The sequence below is a fragment of the Acinetobacter sp. YH12211 genome (genome assembly GCF_013418015.1).
GTDB classification, from domain to species: Bacteria; Pseudomonadota; Gammaproteobacteria; order Pseudomonadales; family Moraxellaceae; genus Acinetobacter; species Acinetobacter towneri.
This window is the reverse complement of sequence record NZ_VPCW01000006.1, coordinates 1-24440: the sequence shown is the minus strand read 5'-3', so window position 1 is coordinate 24440 and position 24440 is coordinate 1. Positions and strand designations below refer to the sequence as shown.

At 43.0% G+C, this 24440-nt stretch carries 24 protein-coding genes and 1 pseudogene; 12 read left to right on the top strand and 13 right to left on the bottom strand.

Annotated features, from left to right (window positions below; all coding sequences use genetic code 11):
* The first annotated feature begins 1 nt into the window (after position 1).
* Both FTU98_RS04720 and putP read left to right on the top strand, forming a co-directional pair.
* Positions 2-859: an SPFH domain-containing protein gene (locus FTU98_RS04720; protein WP_004972306.1), complete on the top strand. Its 858-nt coding sequence runs from the start codon at positions 2-4 to the stop codon at positions 857-859.
* Between the two features lie 221 nt (positions 860-1080).
* A complete protein-coding gene (gene putP, locus FTU98_RS04715; RefSeq protein ID WP_180050582.1) occupies positions 1081-2583 on the top strand; it encodes a sodium/proline symporter PutP in 1503 nt (500 codons plus the stop codon).
* A gap of 91 nt (positions 2584-2674) precedes the next feature.
* Here putP and bfmS read toward each other — a convergent pair whose 3' ends face one another.
* Together bfmS and bfmR are read right to left on the bottom strand one after the other, a co-directional pair.
* Positions 2675-4342: a sensor histidine kinase BfmS gene (gene bfmS / locus FTU98_RS04710; protein ID WP_368856235.1), complete on the bottom strand. Its 1668-nt coding sequence runs from the start codon at positions 4340-4342 to the stop codon at positions 2675-2677.
* Positions 4343-4404: 62 nt separating this feature from the next.
* Positions 4405-5121, bottom strand: a complete 717-nt coding sequence (bfmR, locus tag FTU98_RS04705) for a response regulator transcription factor BfmR (protein WP_070152993.1) — start codon at positions 5119-5121, stop codon at positions 4405-4407.
* Positions 5122-5708: 587 nt separating this feature from the next.
* Here bfmR and FTU98_RS04700 point away from each other — a divergent pair.
* The 4 genes from FTU98_RS04700 (at position 5709) to FTU98_RS04695 (ending at position 10564) form a co-directional block, all read left to right on the top strand.
* Positions 5709-8531 carry a ribonucleoside-diphosphate reductase subunit alpha gene (locus FTU98_RS04700; RefSeq protein ID WP_180050579.1) on the top strand — a complete coding sequence of 941 codons (2823 nt, stop codon included), beginning with the start codon at positions 5709-5711 and terminating at the stop codon, positions 8529-8531.
* Positions 8532-8821: 290 nt separating this feature from the next.
* A complete protein-coding gene (locus FTU98_RS13930; protein WP_257220019.1) occupies positions 8822-8944 on the top strand; it encodes a hypothetical protein in 123 nt (40 codons plus the stop codon).
* A 62-nt stretch (positions 8945-9006) separates the two neighbouring features.
* Positions 9007-9141 (top strand): hypothetical protein, encoded by a 135-nt coding sequence (locus tag FTU98_RS13925; protein WP_004972322.1) that lies wholly within the window; start codon positions 9007-9009, stop codon positions 9139-9141.
* 139 nt (positions 9142-9280) lie between these two features.
* Positions 9281-10564, top strand: coding sequence for a ribonucleotide-diphosphate reductase subunit beta (locus FTU98_RS04695; RefSeq protein ID WP_154320991.1), 1284 nt, complete (start codon positions 9281-9283; stop codon positions 10562-10564).
* A 342-nt stretch (positions 10565-10906) separates the two neighbouring features.
* Here FTU98_RS04695 and lysM read toward each other — a convergent pair whose 3' ends face one another.
* The 6 genes from lysM to FTU98_RS04665 all read right to left on the bottom strand — a co-directional run bounded on the left by lysM (position 10907) and on the right by FTU98_RS04665 (position 14688).
* Positions 10907-11380 carry a peptidoglycan-binding protein LysM gene (lysM, locus tag FTU98_RS04690; RefSeq protein ID WP_004972325.1) on the bottom strand — a complete coding sequence of 158 codons (474 nt, stop codon included), beginning with the start codon at positions 11378-11380 and terminating at the stop codon, positions 10907-10909.
* 246 nt (positions 11381-11626) lie between these two features.
* Positions 11627-11863: an acyl carrier protein gene (gene acpP, locus FTU98_RS04685; RefSeq protein WP_001279871.1), complete on the bottom strand. Its 237-nt coding sequence runs from the start codon at positions 11861-11863 to the stop codon at positions 11627-11629.
* Between the two features lie 83 nt (positions 11864-11946).
* The gene (gene fabG, locus FTU98_RS04680; protein ID WP_019837736.1) at positions 11947-12681 is read right to left on the bottom strand and encodes a 3-oxoacyl-ACP reductase FabG; all 735 of its coding nucleotides are present in this window, start codon (positions 12679-12681) and stop codon (positions 11947-11949) included.
* Complete coding sequence (gene fabD / locus FTU98_RS04675) at positions 12678-13664, bottom strand: ACP S-malonyltransferase (protein ID WP_180050575.1); 987 nt, start codon at positions 13662-13664, stop codon at positions 12678-12680. Before fabD ends, fabG begins: the two co-directional genes overlap by 4 nt.
* 204 nt (positions 13665-13868) lie before the next feature.
* A complete protein-coding gene (gene rpmF / locus FTU98_RS04670) occupies positions 13869-14054 on the bottom strand; it encodes a 50S ribosomal protein L32 (protein ID WP_000290730.1) in 186 nt (61 codons plus the stop codon).
* Positions 14055-14130: 76 nt separating this feature from the next.
* On the bottom strand, positions 14131-14688 hold the full coding sequence (locus FTU98_RS04665; RefSeq protein ID WP_104853113.1) for a DUF177 domain-containing protein: 558 nt from the start codon (positions 14686-14688) through the stop codon (positions 14131-14133).
* Positions 14689-14786: 98 nt separating this feature from the next.
* On the opposite strand from FTU98_RS04665, the gene FTU98_RS04660 reads away from it, so the two are divergent.
* The 6 genes and pseudogenes from FTU98_RS04660 to rluB all read left to right on the top strand — a co-directional run.
* The gene (locus FTU98_RS04660) at positions 14787-15449 is read left to right on the top strand and encodes an elongation factor P hydroxylase (RefSeq protein ID WP_180050572.1); all 663 of its coding nucleotides are present in this window, start codon (positions 14787-14789) and stop codon (positions 15447-15449) included.
* Between the two features lie 91 nt (positions 15450-15540).
* Entirely contained in the window at positions 15541-16158 is a 618-nt protein-coding gene (locus FTU98_RS04655; protein WP_004972336.1) for an L-threonylcarbamoyladenylate synthase, read from the top strand.
* Between the two features lie 68 nt (positions 16159-16226).
* Positions 16227-16508, top strand: a complete 282-nt coding sequence (locus FTU98_RS04650; RefSeq protein ID WP_180006171.1) for a hypothetical protein — start codon at positions 16227-16229, stop codon at positions 16506-16508.
* 219 nt (positions 16509-16727) lie between these two features.
* On the top strand, positions 16728-17522 hold the full coding sequence (locus FTU98_RS04645) for a ScpA family protein (RefSeq protein ID WP_096902076.1): 795 nt from the start codon (positions 16728-16730) through the stop codon (positions 17520-17522).
* The gene (gene scpB, locus FTU98_RS04640; RefSeq protein WP_004972340.1) at positions 17519-18112 is read left to right on the top strand and encodes an SMC-Scp complex subunit ScpB; all 594 of its coding nucleotides are present in this window, start codon (positions 17519-17521) and stop codon (positions 18110-18112) included. Before FTU98_RS04645 ends, scpB begins: the two co-directional genes overlap by 4 nt.
* A gap of 41 nt (positions 18113-18153) precedes the next feature.
* Positions 18154-19074, top strand: a pseudogene (gene rluB / locus FTU98_RS04635) (23S rRNA pseudouridine(2605) synthase RluB); the annotation flags it as partial.
* A 404-nt stretch (positions 19075-19478) separates the two neighbouring features.
* Here rluB and bioD read toward each other — a convergent pair.
* The 5 genes from bioD to FTU98_RS04610 all read right to left on the bottom strand — a co-directional run bounded on the left by bioD (position 19479) and on the right by FTU98_RS04610 (position 24212).
* Positions 19479-20129, bottom strand: a complete 651-nt coding sequence (gene bioD, locus FTU98_RS04630) for a dethiobiotin synthase (protein ID WP_096902081.1) — start codon at positions 20127-20129, stop codon at positions 19479-19481.
* Positions 20126-20935, bottom strand: coding sequence for a malonyl-ACP O-methyltransferase BioC (gene bioC / locus FTU98_RS04625; RefSeq protein ID WP_179988531.1), 810 nt, complete (start codon positions 20933-20935; stop codon positions 20126-20128). Before bioC ends, bioD begins: the two co-directional genes overlap by 4 nt.
* An 8-nt stretch (positions 20936-20943) precedes the next feature.
* Positions 20944-22101, bottom strand: a complete 1158-nt coding sequence (locus FTU98_RS04620; RefSeq protein ID WP_004972348.1) for an 8-amino-7-oxononanoate synthase — start codon at positions 22099-22101, stop codon at positions 20944-20946.
* Complete coding sequence (bioA, locus tag FTU98_RS04615) at positions 22098-23381, bottom strand: adenosylmethionine--8-amino-7-oxononanoate transaminase (protein ID WP_179988561.1); 1284 nt, start codon at positions 23379-23381, stop codon at positions 22098-22100. The genes FTU98_RS04620 and bioA overlap by 4 nt, the downstream gene beginning before the upstream one ends.
* A gap of 99 nt (positions 23382-23480) precedes the next feature.
* Entirely contained in the window at positions 23481-24212 is a 732-nt protein-coding gene (locus tag FTU98_RS04610; RefSeq protein ID WP_180050569.1) for an alpha/beta fold hydrolase, read from the bottom strand.
* Positions 24213-24440: the final 228 nt, after the last annotated feature.

Here is a 24440-nt window from a genome sequence, read left to right as displayed (position 1 = left end):
AATGTCTGGTGGATCTATTATTGTTTTAGCGATTTTAGCCTTTGTTGGAATTACCATTTTTAAAGGCGTGCGAATTGTTCCGCAAGGTTATAAGTGGATTGTGCAACGTCTGGGTAAATACCACACCACACTTGCACCGGGACTTAACTTCGTCATTCCTTATGTCGATGAAGTGGCCTATAAAGTCACCACCAAAGATATTGTATTAGATATTCCATCTCAGGAAGTCATTACCCGTGACAACGCAGTTCTGCTCATGAATGCGGTAGCGTACATTAATCTCACGACTCCTGAAAAAGCAGTGTATGGCATTGAAAACTATACTTGGGCGATTCAAAACCTTGTTCAAACCTCATTGCGTTCTATTGTGGGTGAAATGGATTTGGATGATGCCTTGTCTTCGCGCGATCACATCAAAGCCAAACTCAAAGCAGCCATTTCTGATGATATTTCAGACTGGGGAATTACCCTTAAAACTGTAGAAATTCAGGATATTAAACCATCGCATACCATGCAGGCAGCTATGGAAGAACAAGCTGCAGCAGAACGTCAGCGTCGTGCTACCGTAACCAAAGCCGATGGTGAAAAACAAGCGGCTATTTTAGAAGCCGATGGTCGTTTGGAAGCTTCACGTCGTGATGCAGAAGCGCAAGTTGTATTGGCAGAATCTTCTCAACGTGCCATTGAAATGGTCAGCTCTGCGGTAGGTGATAAAGAAATTCCTGTGGCGTACTTATTGGGTGAGCAATATGTAAAAGCCATGCAAGATATGGCGAAATCCAACAATGCCAAAACTGTGGTCTTACCTGCAGATGTCCTGAATACCATTCGTGGTGTTATGGGTCGCAATAATCCATAAGCAAATCAGATAAACATCAAGATGATAGGCAGCTTTCAAGCTGCCTATTTTATGCCCATTCAGAAAAAAATCTGAAATATTTTTTAATGTATGGTTAAATTTCGCGTTTCTTGATGAAATCAGCACCGCAGATGAGATGTCTGCACTCACAAAATTGAGTGACTCACGTCTAGCAGCAGTCTGTATTTTCATCGACTGTCCAAAACCCAAATGGATACTGTATGAGCGCACTCAACCCCACCATTATTACTTTCCTGTTTTATATTGTCGCCATGATTGTCATTGGTTTATTGGCTTATCGCGCGACTCGAAATTTCTCGGACTACATTTTAGGTGGTCGTCGCCTTGGCAGTTTTGTCACTGCACTTTCTGCAGGCGCATCCGATATGAGTGGTTGGTTGCTGATGGGCTTGCCCGGTGCCATTTATCTTTCAGGTTTGTCTGAAATGTGGATTGCCGTTGGTCTGATTATTGGCGCATGGCTAAACTGGCTTTTGGTGGCAGGTCGTTTACGAGTACACACCGAAGTACAGCACAATGCACTGACTTTGCCTGATTATTTTTCTAACCGTTTTAATGATCAAAGAAAAATTTTAAGGATTGTATCTGCCTGCGTAATTCTAATTTTCTTTGCGATTTATTGTGCTTCGGGCATGGTTGCAGGTGCGCGTTTATTTGAAAGTATGTTTGATCTGCCTTATAGCACTGCATTGTGGATTAGTGCTATTGCCACCATCAGCTATGTGTTTATTGGTGGTTTCTTGGCAGTCAGCTGGACGGACACCATTCAGGCTGGCTTGATGATTTTTGCGCTCTTGCTGACCCCTATCATTACCCTACTCAGCTTTTCTGACCTAAGCCAAGTCACACTTGCTTTAGAAGCGGCTCGTCCGCAGGCGCTGAATTTAGTCGGAGATTTAAGCTGGGTCGCGATCATTTCCCTCATGGCATGGGGCTTAGGCTATTTTGGACAGCCACATATTTTAGTGCGTTTTATGGCAGTTGATTCAGTCAAGTCTATTCCGAATGCACGTCGTATTGGTATGACTTGGATGACCCTGTGTTTAGGCGGCGCAGTTGCAGCAGGTTTTATTGGTATCGCTTACTTCCAGCAACATCCTGAGCTTGCAAGTGTGGTCAATGCCAACCCTGAAACTGTATTTATGGAACTGACAAAAATTTTGTTTAATCCATGGGTGGCAGGTGTAGTTTTGGCTGCAATTCTAGCAGCGGTCATGAGTACCTTAAGCTGTCAGCTTTTGGTCTGCTCAAGTACCTTAACCGAAGACTTTTACAAATCTTTCTTACGCAAGAATGCCTCACAGAATGAATTGGTTTGGGTCGGTCGTGGCATGGTACTCATGATTGCATTATTGGCCATTTGGATGGCAGGTAACCCTGAAGCAAAAGTACTCGGGCTAGTGTCTTATGCATGGGCAGGGTTTGGTGCTGCATTTGGCCCGCTCATCATTCTTTCTTTGTTCTGGAAACGTATGACGTTAAATGGCGCATTGGCGGGGATGGTTGTGGGTGCAGCCATGGTCATTCTTTGGAAAAACTTAGGCGCAGATACGGATGTTTACGAAATTATTCCAGGTTTTGTGTGTTCTTGGATTGCGATTGTGGTGGTCAGTTTATTGGGCAAAGCACCAAGTCATGAAGTGACAGACCGTTTTGAACAGGCCGATCAGCAATATAAAGAATCGCAATCAGCTGTAGATTGATCTGCATAGAGATAAAAAAGCAATAAAAAAAACCAGTGCCTTGAATTGCACTGGTTTTTTTATGTCTAAAATTAGTTTTGATGCACTCAAATCAAGTCAATGAATCGGTGGTTTTTTCTTTCTCTGCTGCGGCTTTTTTTCTTGGCTTACGAAACCGTTTGGCCGGCCAAACCATCGTAAAACGTGCACCGCCCAAGTTCGGACTCTGATCGACTTCAACCTTCCCACCAAACCAATAAGCAATGCGGCTCACAATAGGTAATCCTAAACCGTAACCACCTGAAGCGCGGGTACGGCTGTCATCCAAACGGGCAAAGACTTCAAATACACGTGCACGGTCTTGTTCAGGAATCCCTGGCCCATCATCTTCCACACAAACATAGGCCATGCCTTGCTCGTTAATGCCGCCACTGATCAAAATTTTATGCTCACAGTAACGGACTGCATTGCCCACCAAATTCTGTACCACACGGTGCAGGTAACGGCGTTCAGCTTCCACTTCCAACGTTACAGGTGGTGCAAGCAACTGAATATCTTTTTGAGTTTTCAGCGCTTCGGTTTCCGTAACCACCTGCTCTAGCACTTCAACCAAAACAATTTTTTCAATCTCTAAAGATGGCATGCCCTGTTCAAGCTTGGCATAGGTCAGGATCTCATCAATCAAGGTGTTTAAAGCCTCGATATCTTTATCAATCATTTCGACTTGCTGTAAGCGGTATTCATAATCATCTTCTTCTGCCAGCATTTCCATACCAAAACGGATACGTGCCACAGGCGTGCGCAGCTCATGCGAAACAGCACGCATCAGTTCACGCTGCGCCTCAATCAAACGCTGAATATGGTCGGACATGCTGTTATAGCTCGATGCTAAACTTGCCATTTCATCTGTGCCATCTACAGGCAAACGCATGTTTAAATCGCCCGATTTGGTACGGTCTAAGGCATAGTTCACTTGGCGAATTTTACGCTGCATAGGCAAGATCAGACCGTAAACCCCTAAACTCAACATAAACATACTGAGCAAGGTAATACCTGCTGCCAACTGGAATGGCATCCAGTCAAATAACGGTACAGGCCCTAAAACCAAAACTTCTGAGGGGGAGTTTGGCATCGGTGACACAATCGAGATGGTTGTACCACGCATGCTGACACTGTCTTTATACAGCAGCACGCTCTGGTCCTGACGCAAACGGCTAATCTGCTCAGGGTCGAGGTTAATGTCTCGGATATCGGCAATTTCAATGGGATAATAGAAGTGCTTTTTAATTTTTTCCAGATATTCGCGCTCTTGACCTGGATAAAAGCTCAGGTAGTCCAGCACAAAAATCGGCAGCGCTCTCATCTGCCGCTCCCTAATTTTATGCACCTTAATGTAGAGAAAATGCTTGGGATCGTCTTTCATGCCCAAAATAATATAGGCAATCATATTTTTGGCATCAAAGCGCACAGCGGCTTTACGTTCTTTAATCCGTCGAAGCTCTGTGCGCGACAAATCTACTTTGTCTGCCTGCACATAATACATGGGCAATTCTAGCAAATCCGATGCATCAGAAATCCAGTCTTTCTTTTGCTGTTCGTTTTGTTGTCGTGCAATCCCTTCACTAATAATATAAGCCATACCATCAGTTAAAGACTCACGATATTCTTGCGCACGCTGATAGTTGATGATTTGCACCAATAAGTAAGCCAAAATGGCAACTACCGCAACTAAGATCACCAATCCTGCATAGATGCGCAAGAATATACTGTGTTTAAGCACAAAACCCGTCCTATGTGACTTATTTTATATTTGAGTCGGTATTAAACTCAGAAAAAAGCGTATTACATGCCGTTGGTTTCTTTAACGAACAAATAACCTTTACTGCGTACCGTTTTAATACGTTTTGGATTTTCAGGATCATCGCCAATTTTTGGACGAATACGCGAAATACGCACATCAATTGAACGGTCTTGACCATCATATTCAATGCCGCGCAGACGCTCAAAAATATCTTCACGAGATAAAATACGCCCTGCATTCGAAGCCAATAACCATAATAAGTCATATTCTGCGCTGGTGAAATCAACCAATTCACCATTTAAAGTCACAGAACGGCCACCGTTATCAATCACTAAATCATCAAATTCAATGCGCTGTGCGACTTCATCTTCAGTCACATTGTCGGTACGGCGTAATAAAGCACGAATACGCGCCAACAATACGCGCGGCTGCACAGGTTTTGCAACATAGTCATCGGCACCCATTTCCAAACCTAGCACCTGATCCATATCTTCGGTACGTGCAGTCAACATCAAAATCGGTTGGTGATAATGTGGACGAACTTCACGGCAAATAGTTAAACCATCGGCACCTGGTAACATCACATCGAGCACCACAAGATCTGGTTGCTCGGCAATAATACGGCGAATCGCGCGGTTGCCATCTGGTTCTACCCCAACTTCTAAACCATTACGAATTAAGTATTCCTGCGTAAGTCGTGCAAGACGTTCATCATCTTCAACAATTAAAATTTTTGTTAACTTTTCTTCTTGACTCATAGTCTGTCCCTTTATTGGATTCAACCTATCCTTTTAAAATCTGAGAGATAGGGCTTGATATAGTTTGCAATATACACACGTTTACATTGTAAACAAGATACTGTTCACCAAAATGATACATCTGCGTAGTATTTTGTTATATTTTTATTAAGCATTGAATTTATAGTACTTTTCTAGTTTTGGTGATTTTTAAACATATTTAAGAAATATAAAGTTACAAAATGGGTATTTTTTGCACTAGATCAAGCCCTTGCTTGATTTAGAAAAATTATCTCCTAACTTTCCAAGTTATCCACAAGGTTATCTATAAGCAGTTTTTCCGAGCTTTGCTATGCTATGCCCTTGTCTGATAAGGCTTATAGCCAATAGGACAAAATTCGGTATTTTTGAGATAAATTTTAATTCAGAAAAAGTCAAAATTTAAAAAAAAGTCAATATTGATCTACCCTCAATTTTCCCGTATCTTGTGTTCAATTCAATTTTAAACCACTAAGTCTTGTGTTTATTCCTCAATCACTGCGGCCTAAGTTTTGCCCAGTTTAATGGTCCATAAACATAACAATAGATGACAATGGAGCTATGCTGACATGAGCGTAATCACCTCAACCCCTGGTCAATTACAAGTGATTAAACGCACTGGTGATGTTGCCGCTTTTGATGCTGAAAAAATTGCAGTTGCAATTGGCAAAGCGTTTTTGGCTGTAGAAGGTCAACAAAGCGCCGATTCAAGCCGCATTCATGATCGGATCGAACAACTGACTGAAATGGTGTTGAACACATTCAACCGCCGTTTACCGTCTGGCGGAACCATTCACATTGAAGAAATTCAAGACCAAGTTGAACTTGCGCTCATGCGTACAGGCGAGCAAAAAGTTGCTCGTGCTTATGTCATCTACCGTGAACAACGCTCAGAAGCACGTAAGCAAGCAGGTGAAAACCATCACCCAACTTTACAAGTCACTGATGCAAACGGTCAGCTTAAACCACTAGATTTAGGTGAGTTAAAAGCAACCGTGAATAAAGCGGCAGAAGGTTTAGAAGGCATTGATGTAGATGCCATCATTGATGAAACCGTGAAAAACCTCTACAACGGTGTAAAAGAGTCTGACATCTCAACCACCATGATGATGGCGACTCGTACCCGTATTGAGCAAGAGCCGAACTATACCTATGTGACTGCGCGTTTATTGCGTAATGACTTGGTAGCAACAGGCTTAGAATTTTTAGGTTTGGCAACAGATACACCTGAAGGCGAAGCATTAGAAACTTTCCTGAAAAAAGGTGTAGAACTTGATTTGCTTTCTGCAGACTTACTTGAGTTTGACCTTGCCAAACTTGCTGCAGCGATTCAACCTGAACGCTCAAACCAGTTTACCTATTTAGGTCTGCAAACTTTATTTGACCGTTATTTCATTCACTCAGATGGCGTACGCTTTGAACTTCCACAATTGTTCTTTATGCGTGTGTCAATGGGTCTGGCGCTCAATGAAGATGACCGTGAAGCACGTGCAATCGAGTTCTATAACTTATTGTCTAGCTTCGACTACATGGCATCTACGCCTACCCTGTTTAACTCAGGTACGCTACGCCCACAGTTATCAAGCTGTTACTTAACTACAATTTCCGATGACCTTTACAACATTTATGGCGCGATGCGTGACAATGCGATGCTGTCTAAATGGGCAGGTGGTTTAGGCAATGACTGGACACCAGTACGTGCTTTGAACTCCTACATCAAAGGAACAAACGGTAAATCTCAAGGTGTTGTTCCGTTCCTAAAAGTAGCGAACGATACTGCTGTTGCGGTCAACCAAGGTGGTAAGCGTAAAGGTGCGGTATGTGCGTACTTAGAAACTTGGCACTTAGACATCGAAGAATTCCTAGAGCTGCGTAAAAACACAGGGGATGACCGTCGTCGTACCCATGATATGAACACAGCCAACTGGGTGCCTGACTTGTTCATGCAACGTGTCTTTGAAGATGCAGAATGGACATTGTTTACGCCATCTGAAACACCAGACCTACACGACTTGACGGGCGAAGCTTTTGCTGAGCGTTATGCGTACTACGAAAGCATTGCTAAAGAAACTAACATGCTGCATAAAAAACTTCGTGCGAAGGACTTATGGCGCAAAATGTTGTCAATGTTGTTTGAAACAGGTCACCCGTGGATCACATTCAAAGACGTATGTAACTTACGTTCACCGCAACAACACGTTGGCGTAGTGCACTCATCTAACTTATGTACTGAAATTACCCTCAATACCAACCAAGATGAAATTGCGGTATGTAACTTGGGTTCAATCAACCTTGTGCAACACGTTCAAGGTGGTGTGTTAGACCGTGAAAAATTAGCACGTACTATTAAAACTGCAGTACGTATGCTCGACAACGTGATCGACATCAACTACTACGCAGTGCCGCAAGCACGCAATTCAAACTTGAAACACCGCCCTGTGGGTATGGGCATCATGGGCTTCCAAGATGCGCTGTATGAAATGAACTTGGCTTATGGTTCAGATGCTGCAGTTGATTTTGCCGATGAGTCTATGGAAGTGATTAGCTACTACGCGATTCAAACCTCAAGTGACTTGGCAGTTGAGCGTGGTACTTACGAAACATTTAAAGGTTCATTGTGGGATCAAGGCATCCTGCCAATCGACTCTTTAGACATCGTAGCGAAATCACGTCCTGAGCGTATGTTTGAAGTTGACCGTACACAGCGTTTAGATTGGGACAGCCTACGTGCCAAAGTTCAAAAAGATGGTATGCGTAACTCAAACGTGATGGCAATTGCACCAACAGCAACTATTTCAAATATTTGTGGTGTTTCTCAGTCTATTGAGCCGACATTCCAAAACTTATATGTGAAATCGAACTTGTCTGGTGAATTTACGGTAATCAACCCTTATCTTGTTCGTGCATTGAAAGCGCGTGATTTGTGGGATTCTGTGATGGTTAACGACCTGAAACACTTTGAAGGTTCAGTACAAAAAATTTCACGTATTCCTGAAGAGCTTAAAGCAATTTTTGCGACTGCGTTTGAAGTTGAACCACGCTGGATTGTAGATGCAGCATCACGTCGTCAAAAATGGATTGATCAGGCGCAATCGTTGAACTTGTATATTGCAGGTGCAAACGGTAAGAAACTTGACCTGACTTATAAAATGGCATGGTTGCGTGGTCTGAAAACGACTTATTACCTACGTGCATTAGGTGCAACATCTGCAGAGAAATCAACCATTAACACAGGTGCATTGAACGCAGTAAAACCTGCAACTGTTACGGCAGCGCCTGTAGCAACTCCTGCACCAGAAGCGGCAGCAGCTGTTGATGGAGATTTTGCTCAAGCAGCACCAGTGCCAATGGCATGTAGTATTGATAATCCTGATTGTGAGGCGTGTCAATAAGCTTCACTTGACCTCCCCTAACCCCTCCTAAAAGGAGGGGGGATTCCTCGAAGCAAATGGCTGGAGTACCCCCCTTTGCAAAAGGGGGATTTAGGAGATTTAAAAAATTTAGGCAATAAAAAAGCCCTCTACAGGCCGATCAAAACTCGTAGAAGGCTTTCAACCTCGAAGTGATACCAAGATGGTCACGACGAGGCTGGCATATGAGAATGCGATAGAGATTCTAACATTGAATTATCTATTGAGCCAGTAAGAGTCATCTTGATTTTGTATCCGTGAGGTATTGAGTCATGGCTAATAAAGCTGCTCGTAGTGCAATCACAGGTCAATACGTAACTTTGGAGTATGCTAAAAAACATCCAAAAACTACTGTAATTGAAACCGTGAAGCCAACTAAATCATCTAAAAAATGACTTTAGCTGTGAATCTTAGCTTTGGCTAAGATTCACTTTATAAAACTTAAAAGGAATCCACCATGCCACACATGACCCACAACTATATGTTAGGACTCGCGGTCTTGCTGGTTTCCTTTGTAGTGTTGTTTTACGCACCAATTGCTTACTTTTGGGTACAAGCGGCAAAACAACAGCGAAAGCAAAATAAGTCGTGAGCAAATTGGTCGGAATGTACATTTTTCAGACCAAGATGAGCAAAACTTAATTTTGCTTTCACAAATTAAGCGTATATTAAGACATCTCAGCGTAGCTGGATGTCCATAAAAGATATAAAGCAACGAAGAGAGAATTGATATGTCTATCCTAAGTTGGGACGATTTCGAAGATGATTCGCAAAAACCGGCTGCTCCTGAACACAAGTCTGCGCCCGTCGAGCCGCAAAAAGCGCATGATACGCAGATGGTATCTCATGCAGAGCAACCACAGACGCCTGTGGCAGCTGCACAACCCGCTGCAGCCCCTAGAAGTAGAGCAACAGATTCAACCGATCCGTTGGCAAGAGCATCTAACGCTCTAGATCAATTGGACGTTGCACCTGGTCTTGAAGAACTAGAAATGGGCGCATCTCGCGTACAGGTTGATGATAAAGCCATGATCAACTGTCGTGCAGACTTAAACCAGCTTGTACCGTTCAAATACGAATGGGCATGGCAAAAATATCTAGATGGTTGTGCAAACCACTGGATGCCGCAAGAAGTGAACATGAACCACGACATCGCGTTGTGGAAGTCTGAAAATGGTTTAACTGAAGATGAGCGCACCATTGTTATGCGTTCACTTGGTTTCTTCTCTACTGCAGACTCATTGGTTGCTAATAACTTGGTATTGGCTATTTATCGCCACATTACCAACCCAGAATGCCGCCAGTACATTTTGCGTCAAGCCTTTGAAGAAGCGATTCACACTCACGCTTACCAGTACTGCATCGAATCTTTAGGTATGGATGAAGGCGAAGTCTTCAATATGTACCGCGAAGTACCATCGGTTGCGCGTAAAGCAGCATGGGGCTTGAAGTACACGCAATCTTTAAGTGATCCTACTTTCAAAACAGGTACACCTGAAAACGACCAAATTTTGCTACGCAACTTGATCGCATTCTATTGTGTACTTGAAGGTATTTTCTTCTACTGCGGTTTCAGCCAAATCTTGTCGATGGGTCGTCGTAACAAAATGAACGGTGTTGCAGAGCAATTCCAATACATTTTACGCGATGAATCTATGCACTTGAACTTTGGTATCGACATGATTAACCAAATCAAGATTGAGAACCCACACTTGTGGACTGCAGAATTCCAGCAAGAAGTGATTCAAATGATTCTTGAAGGCACGATGCTTGAAATTGAATATGCGCGTGACACTATGCCACGTGGTGTATTGGGCATGAACGCAGGTATGATGGAAGAATATTTGAAATTCATCTGTAACCGTCGTTTAAGTCAGCTCGGTTTACCTGAACAGTTTGTTGGCGTAAACAACCCGTTCCAATGGATGTCTGAGATGATGGACTTGCGTAAAGAGAAGAATTTCTTTGAAACGCGTGTAACCGATTACCAGACTGGCGGTGCATTGAGCTGGTAATACAGCGCTGCGTCACGCGATACATATGCTGTCATTGTGCGACACATGAGTTGTCATTGAGAAAACCGCCATTCATGGCGGTTTTTTTATAGATACGATCTAGTATTTAATGGCTAGGTTGTACAAATACCTAAAAATTTGATTTTGTTTAATTTATTTATTTTTAAAATTTCTACAAACCTTTAAAAATCGTCATCTTACAAAATATTTATAAAACAAAGCCGTTTTTTTACTTCTTTTATTCATTATGAGAATAGGACAATAATCTAACCCCCCAAAAATGACAAAAAATAAAATAAAAAAAGGCGCATCACGCGCCTTTTTTATTCAGGCTGCTCACATTTAAGCTGGAATACGCAACACTTGACCAGGGAAAATGTCATCGGCATTTTTCAATAATGGACGGTTAGCTTCAAAGATTTTGTTGTATTGGTTGGCATCCCCATAAAATTCTTTAGAAATTTTAGATAAGGTATCGCCTGATTTTACTGTATAGAACTTGCTTTCTGGTTCTGGGGTTGCAACTGTGAGTTGATCATCTACTTGTGCAACATGGTCAATATTACCCACTGCAAGAATAATTTTTTCACGGTCTGCCTGACTGTTGACCTGTCCACGCACTGTCGCTAAGTCAGTAGTTGCGTTATAACTCACCGATAAACCTGTCACAGGTAAGCCTAAACTTTTCACATGCCCCAAAAGTTTATTGGCAATTTCTTGTGCTGATGGTTCTGCAGGTGTGCTTGGTGCAGCTTGTGGCTCTGCAGGTGCTGTATTTTTCTTACCAATCCCTTTTACAAAATCAAAAAGACCCATGAGGTGCTCCTATTTTCTTTTCTGCTGTTATAAAGCGTCACTCATTTGCATGAGCACGATGTTCTCATTTATTTATAACTAAAAAATAAGCCACTTCGGTTGTGATTAGACATTAGCTTGGTAACAAAATGTAAACTGCATCACATATTCAAAAACAAGCCGTTTTTCATGTTTCATTTTAAAACTCCAGCACATAAAAAAGCCACCTTGCGGTGGCTTTCATTTCAGCAGAGCTGAAATCAACAATTAACCAAGTTTTTTAGTTACGTAGTCAATTGCTGATTGAACTGTTGTGATTTCGTTAGAATCTTCGTCTGGGATTGTGATGTCAAAATCGTTTTCGAAAGACATTACAAGCTCTACTAAGTCTAAAGAGTCAGCACCTAAGTCATCCATAAAAGATGCTTCGTTTTTGATTTCTTCAGCTTTAAGACCAAGTTGTTCTGCAACCGCTTGTTTAACGCGTTGTTCGATATCGCTCACAGGAATTCTCCTCATTGCTTGTGGCGTTTTTAATGCCGTTAGTTTAATTGAATCTATAAAATTTTGAAAGTTTATACTTGAGCTTAGCTCATGTATAAACCACCATTTACGTGTAACACTGTACCAGTGATGTAACCAGCTTTGTCAGAAGCCAAGAAACTCACTGCATTTGCGATATCTTGTGGATCACCTAAACGGTTTAATGCCACTTGCTCACTCATTTTTTTGCGAATTTCTTCACTTAACTGATCTGTCATTTCAGTTGCAATAAAGCCCGGCGCAACCGAGTTTACTGTAATTTGACGACTGCCCATTTCTTTGGCAAGGCTTCGGCTGAATGCTTCAATACCGGCTTTTGCCGCAGAATAGTTGGCTTGTCCTGGGTTCGCAAAATGTGCCACCACAGAACTAATATTAATAATGCGTCCAAAACGTGCTTTGGTCATGCCTTTCAAGACACGTTTAGATAAACGGTAAACTGCCTTTAAGTGAATGTTGAGAATGTCATCCCAATCATCTTCTGACATACGCAGTAACAAATTATCTTTGGTGATACCCGCATTGTTGACCAATACCAAAACTGAACCATAGCTTTGTTCAATGTCAGAAACTAAGGCATCAATGGCAGCACCATCACGAACATCTAAAACTTTACCTGCACCGTTTTCTGCAAAACTTGCCGATAATTTTTCTGCGCCCGCTTCAGAAGTGGCAGTACCTACCACAAAAAAACCGTCTTGAATAAGTTGCTGAGCGATGGCTGCACCAATCCCTCGGCTTGCACCTGTGACTAATGCAACTTTACGTTCTTGTGTCATGCAATTTTCCCTTCTGCCACCAAAATGGCATTTAGCGCATCTTCCATACGACTTTGTGTGTCGAGTGGGAATGCTTTTTCGATATTCGGTAAACGCTTCGCAAGATTCGCCAATACGTTGCCTGGGCCACATTCCACGATATATTCAATACCTTGATCTTGTAGGTATTGCATAGTTTGTGTCCACTGCACCGATTGATACAATTGCGCAGTGAGTGCCTGACCTAATTGCGCAACATCTGCCGCGATTCCAGCGTTGACATTTTGTATTACAGGAATACGCGGTAGCTCAATGGCAGTTTGTTCCAAAGCTTGTGCAAACTGTTCTGCCGCAGGTTTCATCAATGAACAGTGCGAAGGTACAGATACAGGCAGGGCAATAGCTTTACCACCATTTTCTTTGGCCAATGCCATAACAGCTTCGACTAAAGTTTTATCGCCTGCAATCACGACTTGGCCTTGCGCGTTGTAGTTCGCTGCTTCTACCGAGCCACGACCTTGCACATTGACTTGTTCACATAGCTCTAGCACTTTGGCATCTTCAAGACCCAAAATAGCCGCCATAGCGCCCTGCCCTTGTGGTACAGCATTTTGCATTAACTTACCACGTAAGTTCACCAATTTGACTGCATCGCCCAAGCTTAGGCTGCCTGCTGCAACCAATGCGCTGTATTCGCCTAATGAGTGCCCTGCCAAGTATTTTGGTGCAACACCACCCAGCTCTAACCACACACGCCATAATGCGATACTTGCAGTGAGTAATACCGGCTGAGTAAATTCTGTTTGGTCTAAACCTTCACCACTTTGTGCAATGTGCCATAAATCAAAGCCAATCGCCTCAGAGGCTTCAGCAAATGTTTCGCGCACACTGCTAAACTGTTCTGCAAGCTCAGCCAACATACCGGCTTTTTGGGAGCCTTGACCAGGAAAGACAAATGCAGTTTTAGTGGCTTGAGCTGCTTGCTCGAGTCGTTTAGCAGACATAAAAAATCCTTTAATTAAGATGCGCAAATTGTAGTTTTTAGCAGCTACAATCCACACCCTCTCATGTAAGCTCAGTTATGGAGCGAAAATTTAACACTTAATTTTGCTTTTAGTAATTGCCAAATACAACAAAAATCGGGCACAAAAAAAGGGAGCTTACGCTCCCATTTTTTCTACTAAGCTTGACGCTTAATACATCACCAATTATTCAGCATCTGCTGCTTTAGCGAATAATTGACGACCACGGTAGAAACCATCTTTAGTTACGTGGTGACGACGATGAGTTTCACCAGTAGCTTGGTCTACAGTTAATGCATTCTCGGTTAAAGCGTCATGTGAACGGCGCATGTCACGGCGAGAGCGACTTTTACGGTTTTGCTGAACGGCCATGATGGCTCCTTACAAAGATCGAAAAAATGGATCAGAACAAATTGAGTTGTCTTAACTGGAAATTATAACATAATTTTCAGTTAAGTTTACCTTTCAAACTTGCCAAAACATCAAACGGATTATCACGTTTTTCTTCAGCAATGTTCTGAATGGCAGGTTGATGCTTATGCTCGCAAGCATCATGCTTAGGAGATAAAGGCAACAACAATAACAATTCATCTTCTATAAGTGTCAGTAAATTAGCCGTCGCTGGCGAGTCATAATCGCCTTTGCTGGTGGCTTCACTTTCACCTAATACAATGAAATCAGCATCCTCATCCAAGCGCTCTATCAGTGACTCATCATCTACAAGAGCTAGATGAAAATCTGAAACGAGGTCTATTTCTACAGAACCCAAGCAACGCTGGCATTCCATTGGAACTTTCGTTTCAATATGACCATCTAGCCATGCAATGCGATGATACGCATCCATTGATAGCTTACAGTCTATGTTAACCAATTGATCATCAATTGATCCAACAGCTTCACGGGCGATACGAGCAAAGCGAGACAATGGCAGATTACCTGACCATGTAAAGCCCTGTTCAGCCCATTTAAACGGCTCAATCTGTGCCGGAAAGGTATTTGCTGACATAATTAAGGCGGCAATTCTACAAATTCATCAGTACTCTGTCAAAGATTAAGATACAATTTTGTACTTATTTAGACAGACCAATTTTGGGTAACACAGTCATGCATCTGTTGCAGCCGCAAACAGAAGTGAATTTTTCATCACTTGTGAGCACACTTCCAACCACCAATTCTGACACTTCGCCCCCCCAAGTGCAACTCTCGGACTGGGCCAAACTGAATACAGAAGCGGAACAGGTGGACTGGCTCATCTTACACTTTAATCACTGGTTTTCCCACCTAAATGTGAACTTGGTCAAAGGTGACTTTGAACCTGAGTACTTTCCTGCAACAACAGACCAACCTGCACGAATTCAATTTGCGCATGGCTTCTTTAATAGTGCACTGCATGAAATTAGCCACTGGACCATTGCAGGTGAACAACGCCGCCTATTGTCCGATTTAGGCTATTGGTATGCCCCCGATGGTCGCACTCAAGAACAACAAGCCTTGTTTGAACAAGTCGAAATAAAGCCGCAGGCAATAGAATGGCTGTTTGCTCAAGCGTTTGGGCGTAAATTCCGCGTGTCTTTAGACAACCTGACGGGTGAAGGTGGAGATGGCAGCACTTTTAAAGACAATGTCTTTGCACAAGTGCAGCGTTATTTTAATGGCGAAGCCAAATTACCACGCGATGCAAAACGCTTGATTGAATGTATTTGTTACTGCACCCGAGGTGGCAAAACATTACAAATTGCAGAGTTTGAACGAAAAAATTTGGATTAAATGTAATAAAGCACAAGGCAATGATTGCAACTGACATCAATCCCCTTTCATAATGAGCCTAACGTCACATTTACGCTACTGAGGAATTCATATGTTGCATTTAAGAGTACATCCTGAAAATCCACAGCCGCGTCTAATCAGCCAAGCGGTTGAACGCATACGCGCAGGCGATGTGGTGGTCTATCCAACCGATGCTGCTTATGCGATTGGTTGCCAAATTGGTAATAAAAACGCGATGGAGCGCATTTCACAAATTCGTGGTTTAGGCGCAAAACACCAATACGCCATTATTTGTGCCGATTTATCGGATATTGCCACCTACGCCAAAGTGGACAATGCCATGTATCGTCTACTGAAAAACAATACGCCTGCGGTCACCACATTTATTTTACCTGCGACCAGTGAAGTTCCGCGTCGCTTGATGCATCCCAATAAAAAAACCATTGGTTTGCGTATTCCAAGCAACCCCATTTGTCGCATGCTGCTTAAAGAATTAGGCGAACCTTTACTGACCAGCACCCTGATTTTACCGGGGCAAGAAGACCCTTTAGATGATCCATACGAGATTGATCTACAACTCAACAAACGTATTGATGTACTGATTGATGGTGGCTTAGGCACACTTAGCACCACCAGTATTATTGATTTATCGGGCGACAACCCGCAAATTGTGCGTCGTGGTGTGGGAGATGTGAGTGCTTTTGAATAAGCATTCACCACCTGCAAAGCGATTGACAGCACTACGGTTTAAAAGCCTTACTTGCACGAATTAAACCCATGACTTTATTTCAGGTATTGTTAAATTTGCAGCAGTTTTCGGATGAGATGCACATTTATGTGCAACATCCGTGGACGCTAGAGTCCGATGCAATCGTGTGTTCCCAAACTACATTCACAGCAACAATACCTGAACCTCCCGATTCTTATACTTACTTTTTAGATGCAGCACTATGTAAAGCACTTTTAGCGCAATCGCAAACTCGTAATCTGTGTTTACAAGACAGCTGCATGGCAATGATTGAATACGCATTACAGAATAAAACAGAAATAAATACTTAAAGATTGAATGAGTTAATTTTTACAACTTGCCTTAAATCTCCCTCAATCCCGATTTATTTTAGGCTTTTTTTGATATTTGGTCGTAGAACAGATTTATTTCAATCACGATATCCTTTAGACTAACCGCTATTAATTCTGAGCTATTTCTCCATCTCCTTCTTATCTGAAGCGGAAATAGCATTTGCATGCTTTTGAAAATTCGCGTGGCCCAACACTGTAATGAATCAATCCCTCCACAATGCGATGGAACCTGCCCAACACATTCGTGTGTTAGATGAGTGGCAAGAGTCGATTCCTGAGGATTTGTATATTCCTCCTGCAGCATTTGAAATTCTGTTAGAGCATTTCGAAGGACCACTCGACTTTTTAATTTACTTGATTCAAAAAAATGGCTTCGATTTACTTCAGTTAGATATTGCCCCGATTGCATCGCAATATTTGTCGTATATGGATGCCATGAAATCGCTAAATATTGAACTGACTGCCGATTATATGGTGATGGCGGCATTACTGGCCGATTTAAAATCTCGCCTATTGTTGCCTAAACCTGCTAGTATCAGCAGTATTGAAAAAGACCCAAAACAAGAGCTGATTGACCGTTTAGAAACCTATTTAAGAGTCAAACAAGCGGCTGAACGCTTGGGGCAAATGCCTGTTTTAGAACGCGATACTTTTGCTACCAATGTTAGCTTAGGGCATACCGCAGTCAATAATGTCGGCTATGCAGCCGATCAATTACGTGATGCCTTGTTCTGTATTTTTAATCGTCCTGAACCTGTCACCCATCAAATTTTGCAAGAACCTGTTTTACTTGAAGAACGGATTGCATTTATTGAAGCCAAACTCGCATCGGGTGAAGTACTGAGTTTTGATGCGTTGCTAAAACCAAGTCAGGGACGCATGGGCATGGTTGTGACCTTTATGGCGATTTTAGAACTGACTCGCCAGCAAAAAGTGTGCATTATCAGCAGTGGGATTGAAGCACCATTGAGCATTCAAGGGGCGCAGGCATGAATCCAGAACCCATAATTTCGAGCTTGTCTGAAGGCGAACAACAGCATGAAGTGCTGATGCAACTCGAAGCAATTATTTTTGCCAGTGACAGTGCTGTGTCTTTAGCGCGTCTGAAAGAAGCTTTTCAAGATAAATATAGCAAAGCGCAATTACGCCAGTTTTTACAACAATTGGCCATGTTACAACATGGTCGCTCGATTGAACTGATCGAAACCGCACAAGGTTTCCGTTTTCAGGTGCGGGCAAAGTATCGTACAATTATTACACAGGTGTGGCCTGAACGTCCGACCCGACTTTCGCCCTCACTGCTAGAAATACTGGCGGTGATTGCCTACCACCAACCTGTGACCCGAGCAGATATTGAACAAATTCGCGGAGTATCAAACAATAGTCAAATTTTACGCACATTGTTTGATTGGAACTGGATTAAAGAATCAGGTTTCCGAGAACTCCCAGGAAGACCTGCGTTGTTGGTTACAACGCCTCAATTTTTAAATGCGTTTGGCTTGAATTCCTTAAGTCAATTGCCTCCCCTACAGGATGCCAAGGAAGCTTTCATGGCACTCGATGCATCTGCGTCTGTGTCTTGAATAGGTAAACTGTTGATGATCATTTCTAAGGTTATGCTGTCATGAGTGAAAAGTTGCAAAAGGTACTCGCACGAGTAGGCTTGGGTTCTCGCCGTTATATGGAAGAAGTCATTGCCGCTGGTCGTGTGAGTGTCAACGGCCAAGTTGCCCAAGTGGGTGAACGTATCGAACCAGGTGATGAGCTTCGCATCGATGGTCGTAAAGTTCAGTTCCAAATTGAAGATGAAATTCGTCGTCGCGTTCTGATTTACTACAAACCAGAAGGCGAAATTTGCTCACGCAACGACCCTGAACAGCGCCCAACTGTATTTGATAACCTGCCTGCAATTGCCAATGATCGTTGGGTAATGGTTGGTCGTCTGGACATTAACTCGACAGGTTTATTGCTATTCACCAACGATGGTGAATTAGCCAACCGTTTAATGCACCCATCGAACGAAATTGAACGTGAATATGCAGTTCGTGTGATGGGTGAAGTGACACCACAACTGAAAAACAACATGCTGCGCGGCGTAGTGCTAGATGATGGCCCTGCCAAGTTTGAATCTTTCTCTGAAATTGGCGGTGATGGTATTAACCGCTGGTATCAAGTGGTGGTAAAAGAAGGTCGTAACCGCGAAGTTCGTCGTATTTTTGAATCACAAGGTCTGAAAGTCAGCCGTCTATTGCGTACCCGTTACGGCACGGTAATTTTACCGCGTGAATTGCGTACAGGTCGCTGGATGGAATTGGATAAAAATGACATCGACAACCTTGCCAAAGCAGTTGAATTAAAACCACGTCAAGGCACAGGTTTGTACGGCATGGCAAAACGTCGCAATGAGCGTATGCAAGAAAAACCATTGGCAGCACGTCGTGGTGGTTTCTTGCGTCAGCAACGTCGTGACATCGAAGAAGCTGCACAAAACACAGGTTTTGCACCGCGTGAACGTCGTCAGGACGGTAACAGTTACGGCAACCGCGAACCACGCCAAGACGGTAACAGTTACGGCAACCGCGAACCACGCCAAGACGGTAACAGTTACGGCAACCGTGAGCGTCGTCAAGATGGTAACAGCTATGGCAACCGCGAACGTCGCCAAGACGGCAATAGCTATGGCAACCGTGAGCGTCGCCAAGACGGTAACAGCTATGGCAACCGCGAACCACGTCAGGATGGTAACAGCTACAGCAACCGTGAACCACGTCAGGATGGCAACAGCTACGGCAACCGTGAACGTCGTGACGAAAATGCACCACGCAAACCGTTTGGCAATAAAAGCTTTAAAAAATTCTAAAAGCTGAAATACGCCAAATTGATAAAAAGCCACACGTTCATGTGTGGCTTTTTTATTGGGCAAATTGGTTGGACAAAAAATAATAAAAATTAAATATTTGGCAATACAGGAATTTCAATCCACTGTGCTTTTGGAAAGCTTTTTGACAAATAATTTTTTAAATATTTGGCAGTATCCTGCGAAATTAAAGGGTCTTGTGATTCATCGTTCAAATTATATGCCAATGCATGTAAATTCAAACCACGTGTTTTTAAAGCTTCCAAACTGAGCAAAGTGTGGTTAATACTGCCCAAACGCCCAGAACTCACCAAAATAACAGGATATTGTTTTTGCTCAATATAGTCGATGGTGAGTAGGTCTGTGGTCAGCGGCACCATGAGTCCACCCGCACCTTCTAATAATACTGCATCATACTTTGCTGCCAGTTGCGCAGTCGCAGCCTCAATTTTAGCAAAGTCAATCTCACGACCATCAATTTGTGTAGCCAAATGCGGTGAAGCAGGATAGCTAAAAATTTCAGGCATGGTGAGTTTGTCATCATCTTCAGGCAACCATTCACTGCCCATAATTTTACGATGCTGCTCAATATCTTCTGAAACGTCTTGATTGCCCGTTTGAATCAGTTTTTGGGTAATGGTCTGAATACCCTGTTCATTCATGGTCTTGGCTAAATAACCCGTGGCATAGGTTTTGCCAATCCCTGTATCAATACCACTCACAAAATAGACTTGAGCTGTCATGGCATTCTCCGTGCAAGACAATAAATAGGATGATACGTGAGCGTATAACTTTTTTGCTGTGAGCTATGCTGCTGACTAAACTGTTCATAGCCCCGATAAAATTCGGTTAAAGTCGTTTTGTTCCAACGCTGCCCTTGTGCTGTACCCGTGACACCTGTGGCTTTTAAATGCTGCAAAATCTGTTTAGGATGTTCAAAACTTAATGATTCAAGCTGCTCTGAACAGTGTAATACTTCAAAGCCCTGCTGTTTAAGCTGTTGTTGTAACGCATCCATACTCAAATAATGTAAGCCTTGACCTGTTAATTGCTTAATTTCAGTCAAGTTTTGAGGGCCAAACGTCGAAAAGCACAAATACCCTTGCGGCTTTAACGCTTGATTCGCCTTGCGCAATAATGCTCCAAAATCTTCCACCCATTGCAAAGCCGAACTCGAACAAATTAAATCCAAAGACTGCGGAAAATCGAGCTGTTCTATATCGCCAATTAAGCCATGAATTTGCGTACTAGTTGTTTGAGGATGATGCAGATACGCATGCAACACTTCGGCATATAAATCATTTAAAGTCAGCTGTTGAATTTGAAATTCACGCAGTAGCAAGTCGGTTAAATTCCCTGAACCACAGCCGATTTCCAAGACGTTTTCAAAGCAAGGCTGAGGTTGATCTGACAACTTTTGCTGCACAATATATTGCTGCATTTTTGCCATTAACTGCTGACAAATTTGCTGCTGTACCACGGCATGCGTTTTATAACTCTGATGAGCGCGGGCAAAACGCTGTGCCACTTGTGCCTTATCTATACGCATACGCACACTCAAAGCAAATCCAGTAACTGTGTTAAATCTGCCGTTTCAAATTGCGTATTTAAACAAATCCGCAGTCTTGAACTGCCTTGCGGCACAGTCGGTGGACGTACAGGCATCACATAAAAACCTGCAGTCTGTAACTGTCGGGCTTTGCTTACAGTTGCAGTAGAGTCGCCAATAATCACAGGTACAATTTGCGAAGTTGATGGGCAAGCAAAACCTTTGGCCTGAATCCCCTGCTGTATAGATTGGCTCAAGGCCGCCAAATGCTGACGCTGTGCCTGCATGTGCACAATCTGATTCAGCATAAACTGCGTCCACGCCATACAAATAGGTGGCTGTGCGGTACTAAAAATTAGCGGGCGCATCCGATTAATTAGGTAATCACGGATAATCGGATCACAGATCAAATATCCCCCAACTGAAGCAACGGCTTTGCCAAACGTCCCAACCAGAAAATCAATGGCATCAATCACGCCATATTGTTCGGCACAACCTAAACCTTGCTGCCCACGTACGCCAATCGCATGTGCTTCATCGACATATAACATGACTTTGGCAAAATGCTGTTTCAGCGCGACCAATGCGGCTAAATCAGTTTCATCACCATCCATACTAAAAATGGATTCAGTCACCACAATAATGCGTTCATAATTATCATCGGCATGATATTGCGTCAGCAATTGCTGCAAATGTGCCAAATCATTATGCCGATAACGCAAATATTTTGCAGATGACAAACGAATGCCATCAATCATGCTGGCATGTACCAGTTTATCGGCCAAAATTAGGGTTTTCGCATCTGCCAATGCAGGTAAAATACCAATATTCATGTGATAGCCGCTATTAAACAGCAAGGCAGCTCGCCCATGAAATAATTGCGTTAATGTGGCTTCAAGCTGTTCATAGGCAGGGAAATTTCCAGTCAGCAAACGTGATGAAGATGCACTCATTAAACGCTGTGCATTGGGCGTTTCATCAAAAAACTGTTCACGTAAGCGCAAATCAGAGGCTAAACCCAAATAATCATTGGAAGATAAATTCAGCATCTGCTGTTGCTGAATTTCAATTGTTTTACCTTGCTGCTGATTGCTGCGAAATTGACGAAAATTGCCCTGTTGGCGAAGCTGATCAAGCTGTTCTGCATAGTGATCGAGTAAACTCATGCGCTCGCTCCTTGCATACCTGTCACCACCTCAGCCAATTGCTGCAATAAAGTATTTAGTTCTGCTGCTGTAATCACATACGGCGGCATCACATAAACCAATTTACCAAATGGACGCACCCAAATACCGCGTTGCACAAATTCTTGTTGCAGGCTTTGCATATCGACAGCATGTTTTAGCTCCACCACACCAATTGCACCTAAAACCCGCACATCCTGCACCCATGCCAAATTAGCCAATGGCGTTAAATGCTGTTCAAGTTGCTGCTGAATGCGTTGAATATTGGCTTGCCAGTCTTGTTCTAATAATAATTGGGTACTTTTTACTGCAACCGCGCAGGCCAGTGGATTTGCCATAAAGGTCGGGCCATGCATAAACACACCTGCCTCACCCTGCGAAATCATTTCTGCAACATGCTTCGTGGTCAATGTGGCAGACAAAGTCATATAACCGCCTGTCAGCCCTTTGCCGATACACATAATATCGGGTTCGACCTGAGCATGTTCCCATGCAAACAACTTGCCTGTACGCCCAAAACCTGTGGCAATTTCATCAAAAATTAACAACACATCATATTGTTCACAGAGCAATTTGGCTTGACGCAAATATTCAGGATGATAAAAGCGCATGCCGCCTGCACCTTGCACAATCGGCTCAATAATCATGGCGGCAATCTGTTGATGATGCTCGGCCAAACTTTGTGCCAATTCTGCAATATCGGCAGGATTCCACTCTTGGTCAAAACCTGTTTGTGGTGCAGATACAAAATAACGACGCGCCAAACTTGAGCCAAAAACCTGATGCATCCCTGTAACAGGATCACAAACCGACATGGCATTCCATGTATCGCCATGATAGCCAGAACGGGTGGTAATAAAATTGGTTTTTTCAGTTTTGCCTTGTGCAGTCCAGTATTGCACAGCCATTTTCAGCGCCACTTCAACGGCGACGGAGCCTGAATCTACATAAAAAATTTTATCTAAACTCGGTGGGGTAATTTCGAGCAACAAACGCCCTAACTCAATAGCAGGACGATGGGTCAATCCACCAAACATGATATGCGCCATACTGTCGAGTTGCTCAGTCACAGCACGGTTCAGCTCAGGATGGTTATAGCCATGAATCGCGCACCACCACGATGACATGCCGTCAATCAACTGGCGACCATCTTCAAGTTCAATGGTGCTGCCAAATGCCCGCTTAACCTTAAAGGTTGTTAAGGGCTGAGTCATAGAGGTGTAAGGATGCCAAAGATGTTCACGATCAAAAGCCAAATCCATCTGTTCTGTCATCCCACCATCATCCTTGATCTTGTAAAAAACTTGATGTGCTAAATCTTAAACCTGTCTACAGATAAAATAAATTGCGAGATTTGTCACTTATGGACCTGTTGGCGGGTTTTTCTGTAAATATTGGCAGATTTTGCTAGTCAACTCATCGGCATGGAACAATGGCAGCCCATGCGAGCCTTGCAAAACATCTACGCTTAAAAACTTTGCAGCTAAATTTTGCAGTTTAGCTGCAACTTTGCAATCAACTAAAACATCCTGCTCGGCAAAAAGATGATACTGCAGACCTGTATAATTTTTAAGCTTAGTCACCAAGTTTAAGTTTTCCAATAAATCCAAACCGTGTTGAAGCAAAGATTGCGGCTGTGGCTGAACCAAACTTTGTAATTGTAATAGGTCGGTTTTACTACTAGTGACACCCTGACACACCATAAAACCAAAACGCTTTAGGGTCAGAATTGGGTCTTGTGCAAAAGATTGTTTAAACTGGGCAAACGTGGCTTGTGGCATAGCGGTATCCCAATCGGCTTGTGCAACAAAACACGGATTGGATGCAATGGTAATTAAGGTTTTATATCCTGCATATTGGCTGGCAATCGCATCGACCAGTAGCGTTGCCAATTGCCCACCCAGTGACCAGCCCACAATTACATCAAACTGACGTGCAAATTCAACCTGTTGCTGCATGACTTGAGCATCAGTAGCGTTAAAAATATTGATGAGCTCAACCCGAAAACCTTGTGCAGTTAAGGCTTGCTGTAACGGATTTAAGAGTGCAGTACCACCGCCCCAGCCTGTAATCAATAAAATCTGTTGTTGCACGTGGCTTGCTCTCAAGTTAGAAAATCACCTCAGTATAATACTGAATCGGCTCAATCGACATCTGCAAAGCACCAAGATACATCCTTAAAAAAACCAATTGATCTCTGTACACGACAAATTTCACAGAACCCTTATCCTATCAGGATTCTGCTTTCTTAAAATTGCCAAAATTTCCTTAAACTCTTCTTTTTTCCCAAAACCAATTAAACGCTGAATCGCCATTTGAAC

Coding starts and splice junctions, on each gene's coding strand:
- FTU98_RS04720 (WP_004972306.1), top strand. CDS start 2: ATGTCTGGTGGATCTATTATTGTTTTAGCGATTTTAGCCTTTGTTGGA.
- FTU98_RS04700 (WP_180050579.1), top strand. CDS start 5,709: ATGAGCGTAATCACCTCAACCCCTGGTCAATTACAAGTGATTAAACGC.
- bioD (WP_096902081.1), bottom strand. CDS start 20,129: ATGACAGCTCAAGTCTATTTTGTGAGTGGTATTGATACAGGGATTGGC.
- FTU98_RS04660 (WP_180050572.1), top strand. CDS start 14,787: ATGCATCTGTTGCAGCCGCAAACAGAAGTGAATTTTTCATCACTTGTG.
- fabG (WP_019837736.1), bottom strand. CDS start 12,681: ATGACACAAGAACGTAAAGTTGCATTAGTCACAGGTGCAAGCCGAGGG.
- FTU98_RS13925 (WP_004972322.1), top strand. CDS start 9,007: ATGCCACACATGACCCACAACTATATGTTAGGACTCGCGGTCTTGCTG.
- FTU98_RS04620 (WP_004972348.1), bottom strand. CDS start 22,101: ATGAGTTTACTCGATCACTATGCAGAACAGCTTGATCAGCTTCGCCAA.
- scpB (WP_004972340.1), top strand. CDS start 17,519: ATGAATCCAGAACCCATAATTTCGAGCTTGTCTGAAGGCGAACAACAG.
- lysM (WP_004972325.1), bottom strand. CDS start 11,380: ATGGGTCTTTTTGATTTTGTAAAAGGGATTGGTAAGAAAAATACAGCA.
- bfmR (WP_070152993.1), bottom strand. CDS start 5,121: ATGAGTCAAGAAGAAAAGTTAACAAAAATTTTAATTGTTGAAGATGAT.
- putP (WP_180050582.1), top strand. CDS start 1,081: ATGAGCGCACTCAACCCCACCATTATTACTTTCCTGTTTTATATTGTC.
- FTU98_RS04695 (WP_154320991.1), top strand. CDS start 9,281: ATGTCTATCCTAAGTTGGGACGATTTCGAAGATGATTCGCAAAAACCG.
- bioC (WP_179988531.1), bottom strand. CDS start 20,935: ATGCGTATAGATAAGGCACAAGTGGCACAGCGTTTTGCCCGCGCTCAT.
- rpmF (WP_000290730.1), bottom strand. CDS start 14,054: ATGGCCGTTCAGCAAAACCGTAAAAGTCGCTCTCGCCGTGACATGCGC.
- FTU98_RS04665 (WP_104853113.1), bottom strand. CDS start 14,688: ATGTCAGCAAATACCTTTCCGGCACAGATTGAGCCGTTTAAATGGGCT.
- bioA (WP_179988561.1), bottom strand. CDS start 23,381: ATGGATTTGGCTTTTGATCGTGAACATCTTTGGCATCCTTACACCTCT.
- FTU98_RS04650 (WP_180006171.1), top strand. CDS start 16,227: ATGACTTTATTTCAGGTATTGTTAAATTTGCAGCAGTTTTCGGATGAG.
- FTU98_RS04655 (WP_004972336.1), top strand. CDS start 15,541: ATGTTGCATTTAAGAGTACATCCTGAAAATCCACAGCCGCGTCTAATC.
- fabD (WP_180050575.1), bottom strand. CDS start 13,664: ATGTCTGCTAAACGACTCGAGCAAGCAGCTCAAGCCACTAAAACTGCA.
- FTU98_RS04645 (WP_096902076.1), top strand. CDS start 16,728: ATGAATCAATCCCTCCACAATGCGATGGAACCTGCCCAACACATTCGT.
- FTU98_RS13930 (WP_257220019.1), top strand. CDS start 8,822: ATGGCTAATAAAGCTGCTCGTAGTGCAATCACAGGTCAATACGTAACT.